At 67.5% G+C, this 21,368-nt stretch carries 18 protein-coding genes; 11 read left to right on the forward strand and 7 right to left on the reverse strand.

Going from position 1 to position 21,368, the window contains the following annotated elements; translation table 11 throughout:
• Positions 1 to 2: 2 nt before the first annotated feature.
• Genes cphA through ACEN9Q_RS10070 form a run of 3 tightly spaced genes read right to left on the reverse strand, consistent with a single transcriptional unit; the run spans position 3 to position 4,422 of the window.
• The gene (gene cphA, locus ACEN9Q_RS10060; RefSeq protein WP_495628284.1) at positions 3 to 2,594 is read right to left on the reverse strand and encodes a cyanophycin synthetase; all 2,592 of its coding nucleotides are present in this window, start codon (positions 2,592 to 2,594) and stop codon (positions 3 to 5) included.
• The gene (locus ACEN9Q_RS10065; protein WP_495628285.1) at positions 2,591 to 3,511 is read right to left on the reverse strand and encodes a cyanophycinase; all 921 of its coding nucleotides are present in this window, start codon (positions 3,509 to 3,511) and stop codon (positions 2,591 to 2,593) included. The genes cphA and ACEN9Q_RS10065 overlap by 4 nt, the downstream gene beginning before the upstream one ends.
• Positions 3,508 to 4,422 (reverse strand): isoaspartyl peptidase/L-asparaginase, encoded by a 915-nt coding sequence (locus tag ACEN9Q_RS10070; protein WP_495628286.1) that lies wholly within the window; start codon positions 4,420 to 4,422, stop codon positions 3,508 to 3,510. Before ACEN9Q_RS10070 ends, ACEN9Q_RS10065 begins: the two co-directional genes overlap by 4 nt.
• A gap of 256 nt (positions 4,423 to 4,678) precedes the next feature.
• Between ACEN9Q_RS10070 and ACEN9Q_RS10075 the strand changes: the two genes are divergently transcribed.
• Entirely contained in the window at positions 4,679 to 5,629 is a 951-nt protein-coding gene (locus tag ACEN9Q_RS10075; RefSeq protein WP_495628287.1) for an IS481 family transposase, read from the forward strand.
• Here ACEN9Q_RS10075 and ACEN9Q_RS10080 read toward each other — a convergent pair.
• Both ACEN9Q_RS10080 and ctaD read right to left on the reverse strand, forming a co-directional pair.
• Positions 5,626 to 6,078 (reverse strand): DUF2244 domain-containing protein, encoded by a 453-nt coding sequence (locus tag ACEN9Q_RS10080; RefSeq protein ID WP_056446373.1) that lies wholly within the window; start codon positions 6,076 to 6,078, stop codon positions 5,626 to 5,628. The two genes, ACEN9Q_RS10075 and ACEN9Q_RS10080, sit on opposite strands and share 4 nt — an antisense overlap.
• Positions 6,079 to 6,094: 16 nt before the next feature.
• The gene (gene ctaD / locus ACEN9Q_RS10085) at positions 6,095 to 7,696 is read right to left on the reverse strand and encodes a cytochrome c oxidase subunit I (RefSeq protein WP_056446376.1); all 1,602 of its coding nucleotides are present in this window, start codon (positions 7,694 to 7,696) and stop codon (positions 6,095 to 6,097) included.
• Between the two features lie 159 nt (positions 7,697 to 7,855).
• Here ctaD and ACEN9Q_RS10090 point away from each other — a divergent pair, with 159 nt between their 5' ends.
• The 4 genes from ACEN9Q_RS10090 to ACEN9Q_RS10105 all read left to right on the forward strand — a co-directional run bounded on the left by ACEN9Q_RS10090 (position 7,856) and on the right by ACEN9Q_RS10105 (position 11,782).
• On the forward strand, positions 7,856 to 9,106 hold the full coding sequence (locus ACEN9Q_RS10090; RefSeq protein ID WP_495628288.1) for an Hsp70 family protein: 1,251 nt from the start codon (positions 7,856 to 7,858) through the stop codon (positions 9,104 to 9,106).
• 22 nt (positions 9,107 to 9,128) lie between these two features.
• On the forward strand, positions 9,129 to 9,764 hold the full coding sequence (locus tag ACEN9Q_RS10095; protein WP_495628289.1) for a 3'-5' exonuclease: 636 nt from the start codon (positions 9,129 to 9,131) through the stop codon (positions 9,762 to 9,764).
• 249 nt (positions 9,765 to 10,013) lie between these two features.
• Positions 10,014 to 11,459: a tetratricopeptide repeat protein gene (locus ACEN9Q_RS10100; protein ID WP_495628290.1), complete on the forward strand. Its 1,446-nt coding sequence runs from the start codon at positions 10,014 to 10,016 to the stop codon at positions 11,457 to 11,459.
• Between the two features lie 173 nt (positions 11,460 to 11,632).
• Positions 11,633 to 11,782 (forward strand): hypothetical protein, encoded by a 150-nt coding sequence (locus ACEN9Q_RS10105; protein ID WP_157202031.1) that lies wholly within the window; start codon positions 11,633 to 11,635, stop codon positions 11,780 to 11,782.
• Between the two features lie 65 nt (positions 11,783 to 11,847).
• On the opposite strand, the gene ACEN9Q_RS10110 is transcribed toward ACEN9Q_RS10105, so the two are convergent.
• Positions 11,848 to 12,423: a helix-turn-helix domain-containing protein gene (locus ACEN9Q_RS10110; protein ID WP_322400209.1), complete on the reverse strand. Its 576-nt coding sequence runs from the start codon at positions 12,421 to 12,423 to the stop codon at positions 11,848 to 11,850.
• Positions 12,424 to 12,557: 134 nt separating this feature from the next.
• Between ACEN9Q_RS10110 and kbl the strand changes: the two genes are divergently transcribed.
• The 6 genes from kbl (at position 12,558) to moaD (ending at position 19,719) form a co-directional block, all read left to right on the forward strand.
• Positions 12,558 to 13,763, forward strand: coding sequence for a glycine C-acetyltransferase (gene kbl / locus ACEN9Q_RS10115; RefSeq protein WP_056446390.1), 1,206 nt, complete (start codon positions 12,558 to 12,560; stop codon positions 13,761 to 13,763).
• 98 nt (positions 13,764 to 13,861) lie between these two features.
• A complete protein-coding gene (locus ACEN9Q_RS10120; RefSeq protein ID WP_495628291.1) occupies positions 13,862 to 14,824 on the forward strand; it encodes an NAD-dependent epimerase/dehydratase family protein in 963 nt (320 codons plus the stop codon).
• A 203-nt stretch (positions 14,825 to 15,027) separates the two neighbouring features.
• Positions 15,028 to 16,404 carry an L-serine ammonia-lyase gene (locus ACEN9Q_RS10125; RefSeq protein WP_495628292.1) on the forward strand — a complete coding sequence of 459 codons (1,377 nt, stop codon included), beginning with the start codon at positions 15,028 to 15,030 and terminating at the stop codon, positions 16,402 to 16,404.
• 319 nt (positions 16,405 to 16,723) lie between these two features.
• Positions 16,724 to 18,205 carry a threonine synthase gene (gene thrC / locus ACEN9Q_RS10130; protein ID WP_495628293.1) on the forward strand — a complete coding sequence of 494 codons (1,482 nt, stop codon included), beginning with the start codon at positions 16,724 to 16,726 and terminating at the stop codon, positions 18,203 to 18,205.
• Between the two features lie 35 nt (positions 18,206 to 18,240).
• On the forward strand, positions 18,241 to 19,452 hold the full coding sequence (locus ACEN9Q_RS10135; RefSeq protein WP_495628933.1) for a molybdopterin molybdotransferase MoeA: 1,212 nt from the start codon (positions 18,241 to 18,243) through the stop codon (positions 19,450 to 19,452).
• Positions 19,453 to 19,461: 9 nt separating this feature from the next.
• Positions 19,462 to 19,719 (forward strand): molybdopterin converting factor subunit 1, encoded by a 258-nt coding sequence (gene moaD / locus ACEN9Q_RS10140; RefSeq protein ID WP_056446402.1) that lies wholly within the window; start codon positions 19,462 to 19,464, stop codon positions 19,717 to 19,719.
• 281 nt (positions 19,720 to 20,000) lie between these two features.
• Here moaD and ACEN9Q_RS10145 read toward each other — a convergent pair whose 3' ends face one another.
• Positions 20,001 to 21,167 (reverse strand): IS4 family transposase, encoded by a 1,167-nt coding sequence (locus tag ACEN9Q_RS10145; RefSeq protein ID WP_495626177.1) that lies wholly within the window; start codon positions 21,165 to 21,167, stop codon positions 20,001 to 20,003.
• Positions 21,168 to 21,368 lie beyond the last annotated feature (201 nt).

Genomic DNA, 21,368 nt, shown 5'->3' on the forward strand with positions numbered 1-21,368 from the left:
GTTCAGACGGCCCCGGCTTCGATCCGGCTCGCCGTCGCCGGCGACGTGGGCCGGATCGCTTCGGTGAGCTCCGTGATCGACGACCCGCACCCGAACACGAGCACGTCGCCAGGGACGCAGCGCGCGAGGCCCGCGCGGATTGCCTCGTGCGCGTTCAGCTGCACCTGCAGGTGATCGGCCTCGAATTTGCCGACGTGCGCCCCCTGCACGAGGAGCGCCGCCACCTCGCCGGCCGCACGGCCGCGATTCTCCGTCTCGTACACGACCAGTTCGTCGAAGCCGGCCGCGCAGGTCTCGCCGAGCGCGATCAGGTCTTCGTCGCGGCGGTCGCCGGGGGACGCGACGACGCCCACGAGACGGCCCGGCGTCAGTGCGCGCGCCGTCTCGGCCAGCGCGGCGTACGCGGCCGTGTTGTGCGCGTTGTCGAAGATGACCGTGACGCCGTCGACGTCGAACACGTTCGAGCGCAGCGGGTTGTGCTTCCAGTCGGAGACGAACGTGCGCAGGCCGGCCGCGATCTCGGGGTTGCCGAAGCCCGTCGCGGCGAGCGCGGCGGCGGCGGCCAGCCCGTTGGCGATGTTGTAGCGCGCGGCGCCCCGCATCGTGCACGGCATCGTGCGCACGTCCAGCAGCGCGTCGTGGCGCGTGCCGTTCGCCAGCACGATCATATTGTCTTCCAGGTAGACGGCGCGGCCGCCGTTTTCCAGGTGGCGCAGCAGCACGGGGTTGTCGGCGTCGAGCGCGAAGTACAGGATCTCCACGGCGTGGCGCAGGCTCGATGCCATCGCGACGCAATGGTCGTCCTCGGCGTTCAGCACGACGGCTCGGCGCGCCCGCTCGGCGATGACGTATTTGACGCGCGCCAGTTCCTCGACCGTGTCGATGCCGTCCAGGCCCAGGTGGTCGGCCGAGACGTTCAGCACGACCGCGACGTCGCACTGGTCGAACGCGAGCCCGTGCTCGAGGATGCCGCCGTGCGCCGTCTCCAGCACGGCGAAGTCGACGTCCGGCGCGGCGAGCACGGTGCGCGCCGGGCGGTAGCCCGTGCAGTCGCCTTTCGCGATGCGCTCGCCGTCGACGTACACGCCTTCCGTCGTCGTGACGCCGGTGGACAGGCCGGCGAGGCGCGTCGCGTGGGCGATGAGGAGGCTCGTCGTCGTCTTGCCGTTCGTGCCCGTCACGGCCACGACGGGAATGCGGCCGTCGTCCTCGCCGAACAGCGCGTCGACGATGGCGGCCCCCGCGTCGCGCGGCGTGCCGCGGCTCGGATACTGGTGCATGCGGATGCCGGGCGCCGCGTTGACTTCGATGATGCCGCCGTTCTGGTCGCGCAGCGGCCGGGCGATGTCCTGGCAGACGATGTCGATGCCGGCGACGTCCAGGCCGATCGTGCGCGCGGCGCGGATGCAGATGTCGCGCGTCTCCGCCGGCAGCAGGTCGGTGACGTCCTCCGCCGTGCCGCCGGTCGACAGGTTCGCGTTGCCGCGCAGGTCGACCTGCGTACCGGCCGCCGGGACGGTATCGAGGTCGTGGCCCTGTCGTGCCAGCACCTGCAGCGCGAGGTCGTCCAGCGGGATTTTGGTCAGGATGTTGGCGTGGCCGTCGCCGCGCGCCGGGTTGCGGTTTTCGGCTTCGACGAGCTCGCGCACCGTCGACACGCCGTCGCCCGTCACGTGCGGCGGACGGCGCCACGACGCGGCGGCGACCTTGCGGCCGGCGACGAGCACGCGGTAGTCGCGGCCCTGCAGATGTTCTTCGACGATGACGTGCGGCCCGTACTGGCGGGCGAAGTCGAACGCGCGCGCGATCTCGTCCGGCGTCGCGCAGGCGACCGTGACGCCCTTGCCCTGGTTCGCGTCCAGCGGCTTCACGGTGACGGCGCCGCCGAGCCGGCGCGCCACGCACAGCGCCGCATCCGGCGTGGCGACGGTGGCGCCGGCCGGCACGGGCACGCCGGCCTGGTCGAGCAGGGTCTTGGTGAGCTGCTTGTCGCTGGCGATGCCGACGGCCACGTGGTTGGTGGCGCCGGTGATCGTCGCGTGCAGGCGTTTCTGGCGGCTGCCCCAGCCCAGCTGGAACAGGTTCGCTTCCTCGGTCAGGCGCAGGCTCGGGATGCCGCGCCGGTGCGCGGCGGCCAGCACGGCAGCCGTGCTCGTGCCGATGGCGTGGCGGTGCGCGGTGTCGCGCAGCTCGTCCAGGGCCGCGTCGAGGTCGAACGGATCCTGGCGCGCGCAGGCCCCGATCAATGCCGCGGCCGTGCGCAGCGCCTGTCCGGCCACCTGCTCGATCGTGTAGCCGCAGACGACGCGTGCCCGCTGCGGCCGGGCGGGGTCGGTCAGCATCAGGCTGAACGGGCCGGGCGCGCCCGCCAGGCGCTGCAATTCCATCACGACGGGTTCGAGGGCCTCGTGCGCGGCCTGGCAATCGGACAGGCGCGCGGCCGCTTCGAAGGAAATCGCAGGCAACAGGGCCAGCAGGCGGCTGCCGAGGCCGGCGGCGTTCTGCTGCGCGGCGGTGTCGACGATGGCCAGCAGGCAGGGCGTCGCGGCATACAGGCTCGGACCGCGCAGGAAGCGATGTTCTGCGATTTTCATGAGATCGGATTCCGTTTCGTGATGTTTTCCAAAAACTCGAGCAGCGGCGGGGGAATGCGGCGGGCGTCCGCCGTGCCGCCGGCGCCCGGCAGGGCATACCGGCTGCCGGCCGGGAGCAGGTGCAGGCGCACGTCGATCAGTTCCGGCGTCGCGTGGTCGGCGATCTCCGCCACGTTCGTCGACATCGAGCGGCCGTCCACGATGGTGACGGCGCCTTCGCCCAGCACCTCGATGCCGACTCCGCGTTCGACGACGAGCGCGGTGTCCTCGTCGATGCCGATGCCCTGCAAGTACGGGTTCTGTGCCACGATGGACAATAGCCGCGACAGGCGCTGGCGCTCGGAGAAATGCTGGTCGATGACGACCCTGTGCAGGAAGCCGAGGCCCGCGCCCAGGCTCACCGAGCCCTTTTCCGGATGCAGCTCGGCGCGGCCCTGGGCCAGCATGTGGCCGGACATCGCGGACGCGCCGGCGCTCGTGCCGCCGATGCAGGCGCCGCGCAGCTTGAGGGCGGCGTGCATGGCGGCGTCGAGCGCGGTGCCGCCGACGATGGCGAGCAGGCGTTTCTGGTCGCCGCCCGTCATGAAGATACCGTCGGCGTCGGCGACGTCGCGGATGAGCGCCTCGTCGTTGGCGTCGTGGCGGCTTTGCAGGTGCAGGTGCACGTGGCGGGTGAGGCCGAGGTCGCTGAACGCGCGGTCGTACGTCTCCCACATGTGTTCGCACGCGGCGCTGGCCGCCGTGATGACGACGATCTTGGCGGACTGACCGCCGCACAGTTCGACGAAGCGCGTGAGGATCGCCATGTCGTCCTGCTTGTCCTCGCCGCCGCCGATGATGACGAGGTGGCCGTGGCTTCCGGCCACCCGGTCCGCCTGTTCGGCCTCGGCGATGGCGCTCTGCTCCTGGGCGGTCATGGCGCGACGATCCTCGCGCTGGGCATGTCCTGGTTGCTGTGGCTGCCCGCGTCGGTGCGGCTGGCGGCGATCAGGCCGACCGGCACCTTGGGATCGAACAGGTCCACGCCGCGCCTGAGCGCCTGGTCGAGCGGCATGCCGTCTTCGATCCAGCCGTAGACGGTGCGCGCCAGCAGGTGGCGCACGATCTGTTCGCCGATGCCGGTGGCGGCGACCGCGCCCGCCGGCCCGGCATAGAAGCCGCTGCCGATGATCGGGGTGTCGCCCACGCGGCCCAGCAGCGACGGTGCCGAACCGCCGGTGGACAGCGCCACGGCGAAATGGCCGTCCGGGCCGCGCACGACGGCGCCGACCGTGTCGCAGGCCGCGTGCGCGGGCAGGTCGAGCGGCGTCTGGTAATTCCAGAAGCGCAGGAACGCTTTCGCTTCCGGCGACAGGCCCGGCATCGCGGGCACGCGGCCGGCCAGTTCGCGGACGACCTTGGCGTGGGCATCGCGCTGGCGCTCGGAAATCGTCGTGTGGGCCGGATGGCCGATGGCGGCGGCGAAGCGGTTCGCGCCGTCGCCCGCCAGCAGCCAGTGCGGCGTCTCGGCGACGGCCCGCGCCAGCAAGACCGGGTTCTTGACGCCCTGCACGCAGGCGACGGCGCCGAGGCGGCCGCGGGTGTCCATGATGGAGGCATCCATTTCGACGGTCGCGCCGTCCAGGCACAGGACCGATCCGCTGCCCGCGTTGAAGCGGCCGTCGTCTTCCATCGACGCGACGGCGGCGATGGCGGCGTCGAGGGCGTCCGCGCTGATCGCCAGTTCTTCCACGGCCAGTTGCGCCGCGCGCGCGCAGCCGTCGGCGTACGCGCGGGGACTGCCGGCGCCGCCGTGCACGACGATTGCATATCCTTGCGTCACACTCATGTTGTTATTTTCTCCTTGCAACACTTGTCCCGTGCGCGCGCTGATGCGATGCGGCACGGCAGATACCGAATTATGCAAAACATAAACTATTAGAAACATCGGTAGCGTGGCCGTGTGGTTGTCGGACGCGGCTTACACGGCTCAGTCGGGCAGGCTGGCGCTCCGCTAGCTGTGATGTTTCAATAGGTTGTTCATTCGGATTGGAATTGAGAAACTGGAAATCGCCAAACCCCCAGTTCTCAAGGAAGCCAACCGAATGAACATCCATAAGAATGCCCGATTGACCTTCGTTCGTCGAGTCGAAATGGTCCAAGACGTCCTCAAGGCCCGCCTGCCGGCCTGTCACGTGGCGCAGCTATACGGCGTCAGCGCCCCGACTGTGCGCAAGTGGGTGGGACGGTTTCTGGCTGAAGGCAAGGCTGGATTGACCGATCGTTCATCGCGTCCGAATCACAGCCCACGTGCCATCGACGAATCGAAGGCGCTGACGATCGTCGAACTGCGCAAGAAACGGTTGACGCAGGCACGCATCGCCGAGTATCTGGCGCTATCGAAAGCGACCGTGAGCCGGGTGTTGGCGCGCGCTGGGCTGGCGCGACTGTCCGATCTGGAGCCGGCCGAGCCGGTGCAGCGTTATGAACATGAAAAGCCGGGTGATCTTATCCATATCGACACGAAGAAACTTGGGCGTATCGAAAAGACCGGACATCGCGCCACCGGCGACCGGCGTGATCGCAGCCGTGGTGCCGGATGGGAAGTGCTGTTCGTGGCAGTCGATGACCATGCGCGTATCGCGTACACCGAGCTGTATCCTGACGAATCGCAGGAAAGCGCCTGTCGCTTCCTGGCCAACGCCCACGCGTATTACTGCTCGCTGGGGGTCAGGCCCAAACGTCTACTGACCGATAACGGCTCACCTTTCCGGGCAAAGAGCTTTGGCCGGATTTGCGCAGGCCTGGAACTGAAGCATCGCTTTACCAAGCCCTACCGGCCACAGACCAACGGCAAGGCCGAGCGCTTCATCCAGTCAGCGCTGCGTGAATGGGCTTACGGCTTCGTCTACAAGACCTCAAGCGAGCGCGCCAACATGCTGCGCGACTGGATCCATCACTACAACTGGCATCGCCCGCACCAAGGCATCGGCGGCAAAGCACCGATGTCCAGGCTCTCAACCAACCGAAACAACCTCTTGCAACTTCACAGCTAGCGCATCGCGGACACGCTGCGCAGCGCCTGGCGCAGCTCGCCGGCCACCTGGCGGCGCCGGCTGTCGTCGACGAAGCGGCCGATCTCGACCTTGACGCCGCGCGATTCCAGCCGGATGAGCGCGCGCGGGCGTTCGTCCGGCACGACGACGCGGGTCCACAGCGGATCGAGCCGGACGAGTTCGCGCCTGTCGGCCTGCACGCATGTGACGAGCAGGCCGGATTCGGACAGCGCGATGCGCTCGTGGTCGGTCGCATGGCGCGCATGGACCAGCATGGCGAGACCGACGAGCGCCAGTTCGAGCAGGGAAAATGCGAGTACGCACCAGATGCCGTGGACCAGGAAGCCGACGGCGACGGCGAGCGAGCCGACGCACAGCACGGCATAGGCGCGTGCGACCTGGCGCGGGGACAGCGAGCAGTTGCGCCGCAATGTCCATTCGCGCGTCATGGCGGGCCCCGCGGGATCACTTGACGAGCGGCGGCGTCTCGAAGGTGTGAAACGGCGCCGGGCTCGGCACGGTCCATTCGAGGCCTTCCGCTCCCTCCCAGGGCTTGGGCGGCGCGGGCGGCCCGCCGCGGACGTTCGGGATCACGACCCGGAACAGCCAGTACACCTGGGAGAGCCCGAACAGGAAGGCGCCGGCCGACGTCAGGGCGTGGAAGTCGGTGAACTGGACGGGATAGTCGGCATAGCGGCGCGGCATGCCGGCCAGCCCGAGGAAATGCATCGGGAAGAAGGTCACGTTGACCCAGACGAGCGAGTTCCAGAAATGGAATCGTCCCCGCCGTTCGTCGATCATGTGTCCCGTCCATTTCGGCGCCCAATAGTAATAGCCGGCGAACAGGGCGAACAGCGACCCCGCCACCAGCACATAATGGAAGTGCGCGACCACGTAGTAAGTATCCTGCATCTGGATGTCGACGGGCGCCACGGAGAGGATGAGCCCCGTGAAGCCGCCGATCGTGAAGACCCAGATGAAGCCGACGGCGAACAGCATCGGCGTTTCGAAACTGAGCGAGCCCTTCCACATCGTCGCGACCCAGTTGAACACCTTCACGCCGGTCGGCACGGCCACGAGCATCGTCGCGTACATGAAGAACAGCTGGCCGGTGACGGGCATGCCGGTCGTGAACATGTGGTGCGCCCACACGATGAACGAGATGATGGCGATGGCGGCCGTGGCGTACACCATCGACGCATAGCCGAACAGGGGCTTGCGCGCGAACGCGGGAATCACCTGGGAGATGATGCCGAAGCCGGGCAGGATCATGATGTAGACCTCGGGGTGGCCGAAGAACCAGAAGACGTGCTGGAACATGACGGGGTCGCCGCCGCCGGCCGCGTTGAAGAAGGTGGTGCCGAAATGGCGGTCGGTGAGGATCATCGTGACGGCCGTCGCCAGCACGGGCATCACGGCGATCAGGAGGTAGGCCGTGATCAGCCAGGTCCAGCAGAACATCGGCATCTTCATCAGCGACATGCCGGGCGCGCGCAGGTTCAGGATCGTCGTCACGATGTTGATGGCGCCCATGATGGACGACACGCCCATCAGGTGGACGGCGAAGATGGTCATGTCCATGCCGGGGCCCATCTGGACCGACAGCGGCGGGTACATCGTCCATCCGGACGCGGGCGCGCCGCCGGGCACGAAGAAGGCGCCGAGCAGCAGCAGGGCGGCGGGCGCCAGCAGCCAGAACGAGAAATTGTTCATGCGGGCGAACGCCATGTCGGCCGCGCCCACCTGCAGCGGCACCATCCAGTTGGCGAAGCCGACGAAGGCGGGCATGATGGCGCCGAAGATCATCACGAGGCCGTGCAGGGTGACGAACTGGTTGTACAGTTCGGGCTCGAAGAACTGGATGCCGGGCTGGAACAGCTCGAGGCGGATCAGCAGCGCCAGCACCCCGCCGGCCATGAACATGACGAGCGCGAACCAGAGGTACAGGGTGCCGATGTCCTTGTGATTCGTGGCGAGCAGCCAGCGGCGCCAGCCGTGGGGGTGGACGTGCGCGCCGGCATGGGTGCCGCCGGGGGCGAAATCGGAACTGCCGGCCGTGGTGGGCATGGGTTCTCCGTGTCGGGTTGGCGCCGGCGCGCGCAGCGCAGTGGTCTGCATGAGACAACCCGGCCCGGCGTTGGTTCCATGCCAATGCGCGAGCCGGCCACAGGTGCCGCGCCGGCCGGAATCTGGTAACATTCCGCCCCTTTTCATCGAAAGACTTCCATGGCGAACGCTTGCGGCGTCGATTTCGGCACGTCCAACTCCACAGTCGGCTGGGTGCGGCCCGGCCAGCCCACGCTGCTGCCCCTCGAGGACGGCAAGTCCACCCTGCCGTCCGTCGTGTTCTTCAATGCCGACGACGAGCAGGTGCGCTATGGCCGTGCGGCGCTGGCGGACTACCTGGAAGGCTACGAGGGGCGCCTGATGCGGTCGCTGAAGAGCCTGCTGGGCACGAGCCTGATGGAAGGCCAGACGGAGGTGGCGGGCCGTTCGTTGCCGTTCCGTCAACTGCTGGGCCACTTCATCGGCGAGGTCAAGCGGCGCGCCGAGCGCGAGGCGGGGCGCGCCTTCGACTGCGCCGTATTCGGCCGGCCCGTGTATTTTGTCGACGACGATCCCGACGCGGACCGCCTGGCCGAGGACACGCTGGCCGACATCGCCCGTTCCGTGGGTTTCCGCGACATCGGCTTCCAGTACGAACCGATCGCCGCCGCGTTCGACTACGAATCCCGCATCGAGCGCGAGGAACTGGTGCTGATCGCCGACATCGGCGGCGGTACGTCCGACTTTTCGCTCGTGCGCCTGGGGCCGGCGCGGACCAGCCGCACCGACCGCCGCGACGACATCCTCGCCACCGGCGGCGTGCACATCGGCGGCACGGACTTCGACAAATACCTCAGCCTGGCGGCCGTCATGCCGCTGCTGGGCCACGGCAGCGCGCTGCTGTCGGGCGCCGCCGTGCCGTCGAGCTATTACTTCAACCTGGCGACGTGGCATACGATCAACCAGGCCTACACGCGCAAGAGCATCGTGCAGCTGGCCGACCTCGTGCGCGACGCGGCCGAGCCGGACAAGCTCAAGCGCCTGCAGCGCCTGATCGACGAGCGCGCCGGCCACTGGCTGGCGATGCGCGTGGAGGAGGCGAAGATCGCCCTGTCGGACACGCCGGAGGTCGACCTCGACCTCGACCGGCTCGCCCCGCCCGAGGTGCTGCGCGTGGGGCGCGACCTGTTCACGGCGTCGATCGGCGGCATGATCGACAGCGTGGGCGCGACGGTGCAGCGGCTGCTGGACGAAGCGGGGATCGCGCCGGAGCGCGTCGACACCGTGTTCTTCACGGGCGGCTCCAGCGGCGTGGCGAGCCTGCGCGAGCGGATCGCCGCCACCGTCCCCGATGCGCGCCGCGTCGAGGGCGACCTGTTCGGCAGCATCGGCGCCGGCCTGGCCATCGACGCCGCCCGCAAGTTCGGCTGATTTCAAACGGAAAGGAAGCACCTTGTTCGAACGCCCCATCGTCATGCTCGACTTCGAGACCACCGGCCTGTCGCCCGACGGCGGCGACCGCATCACGGAAGTGGCGGCCCTGCGCATCGCGGACGGCCAGGTCGTCGAGCGCTACGTCTCGCTCGTGAATTGCGGCGTGCGCGTGCCATCGTTCATCACCCAGCTCACGGGCATCACGCAGGCGATGGTCGACGGCGCGCCGCCGGCGGCCGAGGTCGTGCCGGCGCTCATCGACTTCATCGGCGGCGACGTCCTGGCCGCGCACAATGCCAGCTTCGACGAAAAATTCCTCAAGGCCGAGGGCGCGATGCTGGGCCACGGCTGCCGTCACGGCGGCCTCGTGTGCTCGCTGAAGCTGTCGCGCCGCGTGTTCCCGGGCCTGCCGAGCTACAAGCTGGGCCAGCTGGCGCATGCGCTCGGCATCGCGTTCAACAGCCGCGCCCACCGCGCCGAGGCCGACGCCGAAGTCGCGGCCGCGCTGCTGCTGCACATCGGCCGCCACCTGGGCGACGCCTACGGCCTGCGCGCAGTCGATCCGGACCTGCTGGTGTCGCTCAACCGGGTTGCCGCGGCGAAGGTCGGCGCCTTCATGGGCGTGTACGCGGCCGGGCGGCGCGTGTCGGCCTGAGCGGCGGCATCCTCCCGCATTATTTCCTGCAGTCAGCACGTCTTCGTAGCGTGCCACTGGACTTGTCGGCCGACCCGTCGCGCCGACGTCGTTTTCGCGCCCGTCCATCCCCTTCACGTTGGCGCAAGTCAAATCCATGATGCATCGCATCATTACACTTTTGGCAATTCTTTGACTCCCTGCGCGGGCGGCCGGATAACCCGCGGCGCGCGCGTGGGGCCGGCCACGCTTGCCGTGAGGAGCAACCGCATGCACAGTCACGAGTCCCTTCCGCGCGCCGGCGCGCTCGCCTGGTTCGCCCGCGCCGCCGCGCGCGGGAACCCCTATGCGCAGTTCAATCTCGGCATGATGTACAAGGACGGCGACGGCGCGCCGCAGGACGACGTCGCGGCCTGCCGGTGGCTGGAGCGGGCCGCCCGCAAGGGTCTCGTGTTCGCCCAGAACCACCTGGGCAGCATGTATTTCCAGGGGCGTGGCGTGGCGCAGTCCGACCACGAGGCGGCGTACTGGTTCCGCCTGGCCGCCGCCCAGGGCGACGCGTCGGCGCAGCAGAACCTCGGCGACCTGTACCGGACCGGGCGGGGCGTGCCGCGCGATCCGGCCCTGGCCGTCGCCTGGTATTACAAGGCGGCCGAGCAGGAACTGCCCAGTGCCCAGCGGCTGCTCGCCGCCTGCTACCTGGACGGCGAAGGCGTCGCGCGCAGCCAGCCGCTCGCGATGGCGTGGTTCCGCAAGGCGGCGCTGCTGGACGATGCCGAAGCCGAAGTCTGCCTCGGCCTGATGTACCGGCGCGGCCAGGGCGTGGCGCCGAGCGAGCCGGAGGCGCTGTACTGGTTCCGGCGCGCCGCCGCGCGCGGCCATGCGCCCGCGCAGCGGCTGCTGGGCCTGTCGTACCTGGCGGGACGCGGCGCGCCGGCCGACACGCTGGGCGCGCAGGCATGGCTCGAATGCGCGGCCGAGCAGGGCGATGCGGAAGCGCAGTTCAGCCTCGCCCAGTTGCTGGGTGCGGCCGATGCCGACGCCCTCGCCGGCGCGCACGGCAAGGGCGCCGGGGCCGCGCACGGTGCGCACGGTGCGCCCCGGGACGGCGCGGCGCTGGCCTGGACGCTGGCGGCGGCCGAGCAGGGGCACGTGCCGGCCCAGGTCAACCTCGGCCACCGGTACGCCTACGGGCGGGGCGTCGCGCCCGACCCCGAGCGGGCGCTGTACTGGTACCGGCGCGCGGCCGAGCAGGGCGCCGCCAAGGCCCAGTTCACGCTCGGCGTGATGTATGCGAACGGGCAGGGCGTGCGGCGCGACGAGGCGCAGGCAGCCGAATGGTATCGCCGCGCGGCCGAGCAGGGCGACGCGAGCGCCCAGAACAACCTCGGTGTCATGCTCGCGAACGGGCAGGGGGTGCCGCAGGACGACGAGCAGGCCGTGTACTGGTATCGCCTGGCGGCCGAGCAGGGCCATGCGCTGGCGCAATACAACCTGGGCGGCATGTACAACAGCGGCCGCGGCGTCGCGCGCGACACCGTGCGCTCCTATATGTGGATGTTGCTGGCGGCGGATGCCGGCGACGCGGCCGCCAGCGCCGGCAAGGCCATCGTCGCGCGCCGCCTGTCGCAGGCGCAGATCGAGAGCGCGATCGACATGCGGCGCCAGTGGCGGGACGCCCGGCTGTACGCGGGGCCGGAGCGCCGCGCCGCGTGACCGCGGCGCGGCGGGATATAAGCCGTGGTGATCCCGGTTGTTGCCGGCCGTGATATGGCCGTGGGTGAGAAATCAGGAAAACGTATTGCGGAGATCGGAAATGGAAATTGGATTTATATCTGGCGTCGCCGTAAACTGCAAGCATCACTGAACGAATCGACGACGGAGTTGACATGAACGCCTACACCACGAACACGACCACGAGCCGGATCGCCACCGAGAGCACCATTGCCCGCCTGTTCCGCGCGTTCTGCGTGGAAGCGCGCCGTGCGATCGAAATCGTCGGGGCGGCCTACCAGAACGGCCTGCAGCCGCCGCTGTAAGCCTGCGCACCGCGCACCGCGCATGACGACCCCCGCCCCGAGCGGGGGTTTTTGTTTGCCGGTTCCTAACGGTGCACGACCACCAGCAACGCCTTCGCCTCGGTCTTCCCGGCATTCCGGATGACATGATTCTGGTCGGCCGGATAACGCGCCGTCGCGCCGTGCTTGATTTTTCGCTTCTCGGCCCCGACCTCCAGTTCCACCGTCCCAGTTACCACAGTCAAGTGCTCGTTCGTACCCGGATCGTGGGCCTGCGATGCCAGTTCGCCGCCCGGCTGCAACGTCAGCTCATACCATTCGTACTTGCCGGCAAGGTCCATCGGTCCCAGGATGCGCAGCGAGTAGCCCGCGTGGCTGCCGGGCAGGGTGGGGATCTCGTGGGCGTCGACGACACGGATCAGGTCGACGGCGCGCACCTCGGACGACAGCAGTTCGCCGATCTGCACGCCGAGCGCATTGGCCAGGCGCCACGTGATGGCGATGGTGGGATTGGCCTTTTCGCGTTCGATCTGCGACAGCATCGATTTGGAGACGCCGGCGATGCGCGACAGGTCTTCCAGGGTAAGGCCGCGCGCGAGGCGCATGCGCTGCAGGGTGGCCCCGACTTCGGGAGGGGCGCTGGTGGTGACCGTTTTGTTCATGGAGCTTGCTTGCCAAGTTCAATGGCCGGGAGTAATATTCAATATATTGAAATTCTGTTCGAAATATAGAACAAGTTCCATACATCGAACGAATCCACACTATACCATTCGCCAACCGACAAGGACGAGGAAACATGAGCGACCCAGCATTCTATAGCGGCCTGCAGCAGAAACTCGACACGCTCAAGACCGAAGGCCTGTTCAAGCCCGAACGCGTGCTCGCATCGCGCCAGGGCGCCGAAGTGGTCGCCGCGGACGGCCGCACGCTGATCAATATGTGCGCCAACAACTACCTCGGCCTGTCGGGCGACCCGGACACGCAAAAGGCGGCCGAGGCGGCACTGCAGAAATACGGCTACGGCCTGTCGTCCGTGCGCTTCATCTGCGGCACGCAGACGGTGCACAAGGAGCTGGAGAAGAAGCTGTCCGAATTCCTCGGCACGGAAGACACGATCCTGTACGCCGCCGCCTTCGACGCCAACGGCGGCGTGTTCGAGCCGCTGTTCGACGAGAACGACGCCATCATCTCGGACGCGCTGAACCACGCGTCGATCATCGACGGCGTCCGCCTGTGCAAGGCCGCACGCTACCGCTATGCCAACAACGACATGGCGGACCTGGAAACGCAGCTGCAGGCCGCGACGAGCGCCGGCAAGCGCCACAAGATCATCGTCACGGACGGCGTGTTCTCGATGGACGGCACGATCGCGCAGCTGGACCGGATCGTCGAACTGGCGCAGAAATACGGCGCGCTGACGATGATCGACGAATCGCACGCGTCGGGCTTCATGGGCCGGACGGGCCGCGGCACGCACGAGCACTGCGGCGTGATCGGCAAGATCGACATCATCACGGGCACGCTCGGCAAGGCGCTGGGCGGCGCGATGGGCGGCTTCACGTCCGGCCGCCGCGAAGTCATCGAGACGCTGCGCCAGAAATCCCGGCCCTACCTGTTCTCGAACACGCTGGCGCCGATGATCGCCGGCGCCTCGCTGGCCGTGCTGGAGCGCATCGGCAAGTCGACCGAACTGCGCGACCGCCTGCATGAAAACACCGCATACTTCCGCCGCGAGATCGAGCGCATCGGCTTCACGATCAAGCCGGGCACGCACCCGGTGGTGCCGGTGATGCTGTTCGACGCGCCGGTGGCACAGAAATTCGCGGCGCGCATGTTCGAACTGGGCGTGCTGCTGTCGGGCTTCTTCTACCCGGTGGTGCCGATGGGCCAGGCGCGCGTGCGCGTGCAGCTGTCGGCCGCGCACACCCGCGAGCAGCTTGACAAGGTGCTGGCCGCCTTCGAGCAGGCCGGGCGCGAACTGGGCATCATCAAGGCCGCGTGAGCGGCGGACGGGATCACCGATCGGCCGGACGGCGCCGCCCACGAAGCGGCGCGCCGGAAACAGGCTCACGAAGCCGCAAAAGAGCAAGGACAACAAGCATGGAACGCATCCTCATCATCGGCGCCAACGGCCAGATCGGCAGTGAACTGGTGACCGCCCTCGCGCAGCAGCACGGCGCGGCCAACGTGATCGCCGCCGACATCGGCACCGACAACCTGTACGGCGCGGCGCGCTACGTGCGCGTCGACGTGCTCGACCAGGACGCGGTGGCGCGGCTGATCGCCGACGAAGGCGTCACCCAGGTCTACCAGCTGGCGGCGCTGCTGTCGGCGACGGGCGAGAAGGCGCCGTTGAAGGCCTGGAAGCTGAACATGGACGGCCTGCTGAACATCCTCGAGATCGCGCGCGAGCGGGGCGACGCGGGCAAGCCGCTGAAGGTGTTCTGGCCGTCGTCGATCGCCGCGTTCGGCCCGAACACGCCGGCCGAGTCCACGCCGCAGTACGCGGTCATGGACCCGACGTCGATCTACGGCATCAGCAAGCTGGCCGGCGAGCGCCTGTGCGAGTACTACCACGCGAAATACGGCGTCGACGTGCGCAGCATCCGCTACCCCGGCATCATCAGCTACAAGTCGCCGCCCGGCGGCGGCACGACCGACTACGCGATCGCGATCTTCCACGCGGCGCTGCGCGGCGAGACCTATGACTGCTTCCTCGGCCCGGAAACGACGCTGCCGATGATCTACATGCCGGACGCGATCCGCGCCACCGTCGAGCTGATGGACGCGCCCGCGGAGCAGGTCGCCATCCGCTCCTCGTACAACGTGGCGGGCGTCTCCTTCAATCCGCGCGAACTGGCGGCGGCGATCCAGAAGAAGGTGCCCGCGTTCCGTATCGCGTACAAGCCGGACAGCCGCCAGCAGATCGCCGATTCCTGGCCGAAGAGCCTCGACGACAGCCGCGCGAGTGCGGACTGGGGCTGGCAGGCGCGCATCGGCGTCGACGAGATGGTCGCGGACATGCTGGCCAACGTCGACGTGGGCATGAGCAAGGCGGCGTGATTTCCGAATGAAAGCGCTGCGCGCATTCACCACAAGTGGAACGCGTGGAAAGACCGTCGTTGCCGCGCAGGCGGGAATCTGATTTCCAGCCGCAGCGGCAACGCACGCAAGATTGGGTTCCCGCCACCGCGGGAACGACGTAGTGGGGCGGTGTCCACGAAACGCCGATCAGCCCATCAACAAGTAAAACCAGGAGACAGCTCATGGACATGAGCGTATTTGACGTTTTCAAGATCGGCATCGGCCCATCGAGTTCGCACACGGTCGGCCCGATGGCGGCGGCGCGGCGCTTCCTCGTCGAATGCGGTCCGCTGGACAATGCGGTCGGCGTGGAAGCCCATCTGTACGGCTCGCTGGCGCTGACGGGCGTCGGCCACGCCACCGACAAGGCCGTGATCCTCGGCCTGATGGGCGAGACCCCGCAGGACGTCGACCCGGACACCGTCGACGACAAGCTCGCCGAGGCCGAGCTGGACGGCGTGCTGAACCTGCTCGGCGCGCAACCCGTGCCGTTTTCCAGCCGTACGGGCCTCGTCTGGCACAAGCAGTCCACCTTGCCCGACCACCCGAACGGCATGCGCTTCGTGCTGAAACTGGCGGACGGCAGCGTCATCGAGCGCATCTTTTATTCGATCGGCGGCGGCTTCATCACGGCGCCGGGCGAAACCCAGGCGACGCGCGAGGCGGCGCCCATCCCGTTCCCGTTCGACACGATGCGCGACCTGCTCGAGCACGGCAGCCGGCAGGGCCTGACGATTCCCGCGATGCTGCGCGCTAACGAATGCGCGCGCATGTCGAACGACGCGCTCGATGCCGGCATCGACCGCATCTGGGAGGTGATGCGCGGCTGTATCGCGCACGGTCTCGTCACGGAAGGCGAGCTGCCGGGCGGGCTGAACGTCAAGCGCCGCGCGGCCAAGCTGTGGCGCCAGGAACGGGAAGCCCGCAACGCGGCGAACCACCTGCCGCACGATGCCGTCAACCAGGTCAGCCTGTACGCGATGGCCGTCAACGAAGAGAATGCGGCGGGCGGGCGCGTCGTGACGGCGCCCACGAACGGCGCGGCCGGCATCATCCCGGCCGTGCTGCGCTACTACGCCGAGGATTGCCGCCCGACCGACGCGCGGCGCGGTATCCACGACTTCCTGCTGACGGCGGCGGCCATCGGCATGCTGTGCAAGAAAAACGCATCCATTTCCGGGGCCGAGATCGGGTGCCAGGGCGAGGTCGGCGTCGCGTGCGCCATGGCGGCGGCGGGACTCGTGGCGGCGCTGGGCGGGTCCAACGGCCAGATCGAGAACGCGGCCGAGATCGGCATCGAACACCACCTGGGCATGACCTGCGACCCGATCGGCGGCCTCGTGCAGATCCCGTGCATCGAGCGCAACGGCATGGGGGCCATCAAGGCCATCACGGCGGCGTCGCTGGCGCTGAAGGGCGACGGCACCCACTTCGTCAGCCTGGACGACGTCATCGAGACGATGCGGCAGACGGGTTTCGACATGCAGGCCAAGTACAAGGAGACGTCGCTGGGCGGACTGGCCATTCACGTTGTGACGGTCAACCACGCGGCGTGCTGATCGGGCGGGGGGGCGCCCACCCAAGGCTATTCGATGCACCCGGTGATGGTCTGCCGTCGCGTGGGCGGGGGGCGCCCACCCTACGTTGTTCGATGCTCCTGGCGATGGCCTGCCGTCGCGTGGGCGGGGGCCGCCCACCCTACGATGTTCGATGGTCCCGGCAATTTCCTGCCGTAGGGTGGGCACCCCGTGCCCACGACGCCTGAAATACATCGCCGATGCGCGAATTGCGTGAACAATATTCGGCAAAAAGACAATATTGCCCGGTCCAGACTATAATAAATATCCAACGCCAGCCAACTCCGATCTTTTCTACCGTATGCAATATGTGTCCACCCGCGCGACGAGCGCGTCCGCAGCACGTAATCCCCAATCCTTTTCCGACATCCTGCTGGGCGGCCTGGCGCCGGACGGCGGGCTGTACCTGCCGGCCGATTACCCGCAGGTCACCGGCGCCGAACTCGATGCCTGGCGCAAGCTGTCGTATGCCGAACTGGCCTACGAGATCCTGCGCAAGTTCGCCACCGACATCCCGGACGCCGACCTCAAGGCGCTGACCGCGAAGACCTACACGGCCGACGTGTACAAGAACGCGCGCGCCGACGAATCCGCCACCGAGATCACGCCGCTGCGCGTGCTGGAGCAAAGCCCGGACCGCACCCTGATCCTGCAAGCCCTGTCGAACGGCCCCACGCTGGCCTTCAAGGACATGGCGATGCAGTTGCTGGGCAACCTGTTCGAATACGCGCTGGCGAAGAACGGCGACGAGCTGAACATCTTCGGCGCCACGTCCGGAGACACGGGCAGCGCGGCGGAATACGCGATGCGCGGCAAGCGCGGCATCCGCGTGTTCATGCTGTCGCCGCACAAGAAGATGAGCGCATTCCAGACGGCGCAGATGTTCAGCCTGCAGGACCCGAACATCTTCAACATCGCCGTCGAAGGCGTGTTCGACGATTGCCAGGACATGGTCAAGGCCGTCTCGAACGACCTCGAATTCAAGGTCCGCCACAAGATCGGCACCGTCAATTCGATCAACTGGGCGCGCGTCGTGGCGCAGGTCGTGTACTACTTCCGCGGCTACCTGGCGGCCACGACGTCGAACGACCAGAAGGTGTCGTTCACGGTCCCGTCGGGCAACTTCGGCAATATCTGCGCCGGCCACATCGCCCGCATGATGGGCCTGCCGATCGCGAAGCTGGTCGTCGCGACCAACGAGAACAATGTGCTGGACGAATTCTTCCGTACCGGCGTGTACCGCGTGCGCAAGTCGGCCGAGACCTATCACACGTCGAGCCCGTCGATGGACATCTCGAAGGCGTCGAACTTCGAACGCTTCGTGTACGACCTCGTCGGCCGCGACGCGGATCGGACGCACGCGCTGTTCCGCAAGGTCGAGACGCACGGCGGCTTCGACCTGTCCGGCGGCCCGGGCTGCGACGGCGACGAATTCCGGCTGGTCGCGAACTACGGCTTCCAGTCCGGCTGCTCGACGCACGAAGACCGCCTCGCGACGATCCGCGACATGGCCGACGACTACGGCATCACCATCGACACGCACACCGCGGACGGCATCAAGGTCGCGCGCGAGCACGTGGAGCCGGGCGTGCCGATGATCGTGCTGGAGACGGCGCTGGCCGCCAAGTTCAACGAGACCATCCTGGAGGCGCTGGGCACCGACGCCGAGCGTCCTGCCGGTTTCGAGGACATCGAGACGCTGCCGCAGCGCTTCGTCGTGATGCATGCGAACGTCGCCCAGATGAAGGAATTCATCGCGGCGCACACGGGACTGGCCAAGTGAATCCGCAGGCTGTCCACCTTGCGCGCAAGCCCTTGATGCCGGTGCGCGCGGCGCTCGACTTCCTGCTGGCCGCGGCGCGCGTCGTGGACGGCGTGGAGGAAGTCGACACGCTGGCCGCCAACGGCCGCGTGCTGGCGGCCGACCAGGTGTCGGGGCTGAACGTGCCGTCCGCCGACAACACGCAGATGGATGGCTACGCGGTGCGCTCCCACGACTGTGCGAGCGGGGCGGCCACGTTGCGCATCGCCCAGCGCATCCCGGCGGGCACGGTCGGCCAGCCGCTCGAGCCGGGCACCGCGGCGCGCATCTTCACGGGCGCCCTGATTCCGGCGGGCGCGGATGCCGTCGTGATGCAGGAGCAGTGCGAAGCGGACGGCGACCAGGTCACCGTGAAGCACGCGCCGCAGCCGGGCGAATGGATCCGCCGCGCCGGCGAGGACATCGTGGCCGGTGCCGTGATCCTGCCGGCCGGCACGCGGCTGCGCGGCCAGGAACTCGGCCTCGCAAGCTCGGTTGGCCTCGCGCGCCTGCCCGTGCGCAGGCGCCTGCGCGTGGCCGTGTTCTTCACGGGCGACGAGCTGGCGATGCCGGGCGAAGCCCTGAAGCCGGGCGCCATCTACAATTCGAACCGCTTCACCTTGCGCGGGCTGCTGGAAAACCTCGGTTGCGACATCGCCGACTATGGCATCGTGCCCGATTCGCTGGAGGCCACGCGTGACACCTTGCGCGCCGCCGCCGCGCAGCACGACCTGATCATCACGTCGGGCGGGGTGTCCGTCGGCGAGGAAGACCACATCAAGCCGGCCGTGGAAGCGGAAGGGCGGTTGAACATGTGGCAGATCGCCGTCAAGCCGGGCAAGCCGCTCGCGTTCGGCGAGGTGCGCCGCGCCGACGGCAACGGCCATGCGTTCTTCCTGGGCCTGCCCGGGAATCCGGTGTCCAGCTTCATCACCTTCCTGCTGTTCGTGCGGCCGTTCCTGCTGCGCCTGCAGGGCGTGACGGGCGCCGTCGAACCGCGCACGATCCCGCTGCGCGCGGACTTCGACTGGCCGAAGCCGGACCGCCGCAACGAATTCCTGCGCGCCCGCATCAACGACGCCGGCGGCCTCGACCTGTTTCCGAACCAGGGTTCGGGCGTGCTCACGTCGACCGTGTGGGCGGACGGCTTGATCGACAATCCGCCGGGCCAGGCGATCGCGCGGGGCGACATCGTGCGCTTCATCCCGTTCAGCGCGCTGCAGTACTGAAAGACGACCATGAAGATCAATCTGCGATTCTTTGCCAGCGTGCGCGAAGCCGTGGGCAGCCCGGGCGAGACCGTCGACCTGCCGGCAAGCGTGGCGACGGTGGGCGCCGTGCGTGACTTCCTGATCGCCCGTGGCGGCGCGTGGGCCGCTGCGCTCGCGCACGAGCGCGCGCTGCGCATGGCGTTCAATCAGATGATGTGCGAGCCGGGAACGGCCATCGCCGAAGGCGGCGAAGTGGCGTTTTTCCCGCCGGTGACCGGCGGCTGAACCCGAGTTACATGGCACTGCCGCGGGCGTGCCGTAGTCCGTCGTTCCCGTGTAGGCGGAACCCACTTGCGCAGCGTTGCCGAGGGGTACGCAGCACCCCGTCGTTCCCGCGCAGGCGGGAACCCAATTTGCGCAGCGTTGCCGAGGGGTGTGCAGCACCCACCCCGTCGTTCCCGCGCAGGCGGGAACCCAATTTATGCAGCGCCGCCGAGGGGTATACAGCACCCCGTCGTTCCCGCGTAGGCGCACTGCTGTCCGGAATAAAATTCTTGACAGTTTCATCAGATGAGGCTCAGCTGGAGCTCTGCCATTTCTTGCTGAAGTCGCCGTCGTTGTCGATAGCGGGAAGCTTCGATCTCGGGGCGCTGAAACAAGGTGGCGCGTATCAGCACGAGACAGTCCCAGAGACTGATCTTGAGCGAGTGCCGCTGCTTGTAGAGCGCCACGAGCAAATAGCTGATCAACGCTGTAAGCACCTGGATGCGCACTGCGTTTTCGCTCCGCCCGAGGAATTTTTTGATTTTCAGGTGCTGCTTGATCCACTTGAAAAACAGCTCGATTCCCCAGCGCTCCTTGTAACGCTGGGCGATCTCGAACGCGGCGCTGTCCAGATCGTTGGTGGCCAGGACAAGCGGCGTGTCCTTTTCCGGGCGAGCGATTGTGATACGCCGTAGCGATGCCAGGTACGGGTTGCCTCGTCCTCCGGGACGCTTATGTTTGAGCCGGACGATTTCATCATTGAGCACGACCCCGGCGGCTTCGGCGGGAATGCTTCTTTCTTCGATTATCTGTAGGCCGGCATTGCGTTTGAACCGGGTAACGAACTGCGCCCCAGCCTGACTGATGGCGTTCCACCAGGCGTAGTCGCAGTAGCCTTTGTCGAAGACGTAAAGGGCGCCCCGAACCAGCGGTACGCTCCAGGCTTTCTCTACGTCGTTCACGTTGGCCGCGCTGAACGAAATCCAGTCTGGCGTCCGGGTCTCGGCATCGAGCAGGACATGGACCTTGATACCCTGGGTGTTGCGGGTGCGGTTTTCTTGTGTCCAACGCTCGAATTCCCGTCCCTTGAGCGTCAACGACGTCGAGTCGAGCAGATACATCAATTCAGCACTATCGCTGCGCAACTGACGCGACACCTGTCCCATCAGCCAATTGGCGACGTCACTGAACACGGTATCGGAGCGCCTGGCGTTCGCATCGGCCAGCGTCGTACGTTTGATCATCCCGGCGCCCAAATGGTAATGGTGAGAGCGGTGATGATTAAAGCCCGTCTCCAGCGCCCGCAAGCCCGGCGCTTCACTGAGCTGCCCGTACATCATTGCGATCAGGTGCTGCCAGTGTCCGAACTTTTTAGAGTACTTGTCGGCCTTGTGCCTTTTTACCAGCCGATCGAACTCCGAGCGGGGCAGGCCCTTTAATAATTCCTGAAAGGTAGCTATGCTGAACATGTTGCGGGGTTTTGGTTTTTTGAGTTTGGCGACTCGGGTATACGCCCGTAAACCAGTCCCTGCAACACCTTCAGCGATTTCCCCTCAAATTATTCCGGACAGCAGTGCGCGTAGGCGGGAACCCAATTTACGCAGCGTTGCCGTGAGGTGCGCAGTACTGCCGGCTTCACTTGGGTCCCCGCCTGCGCGGGGACGACGTGT

This window comes from Massilia sp. Masssp93, assembly GCF_059491295.1.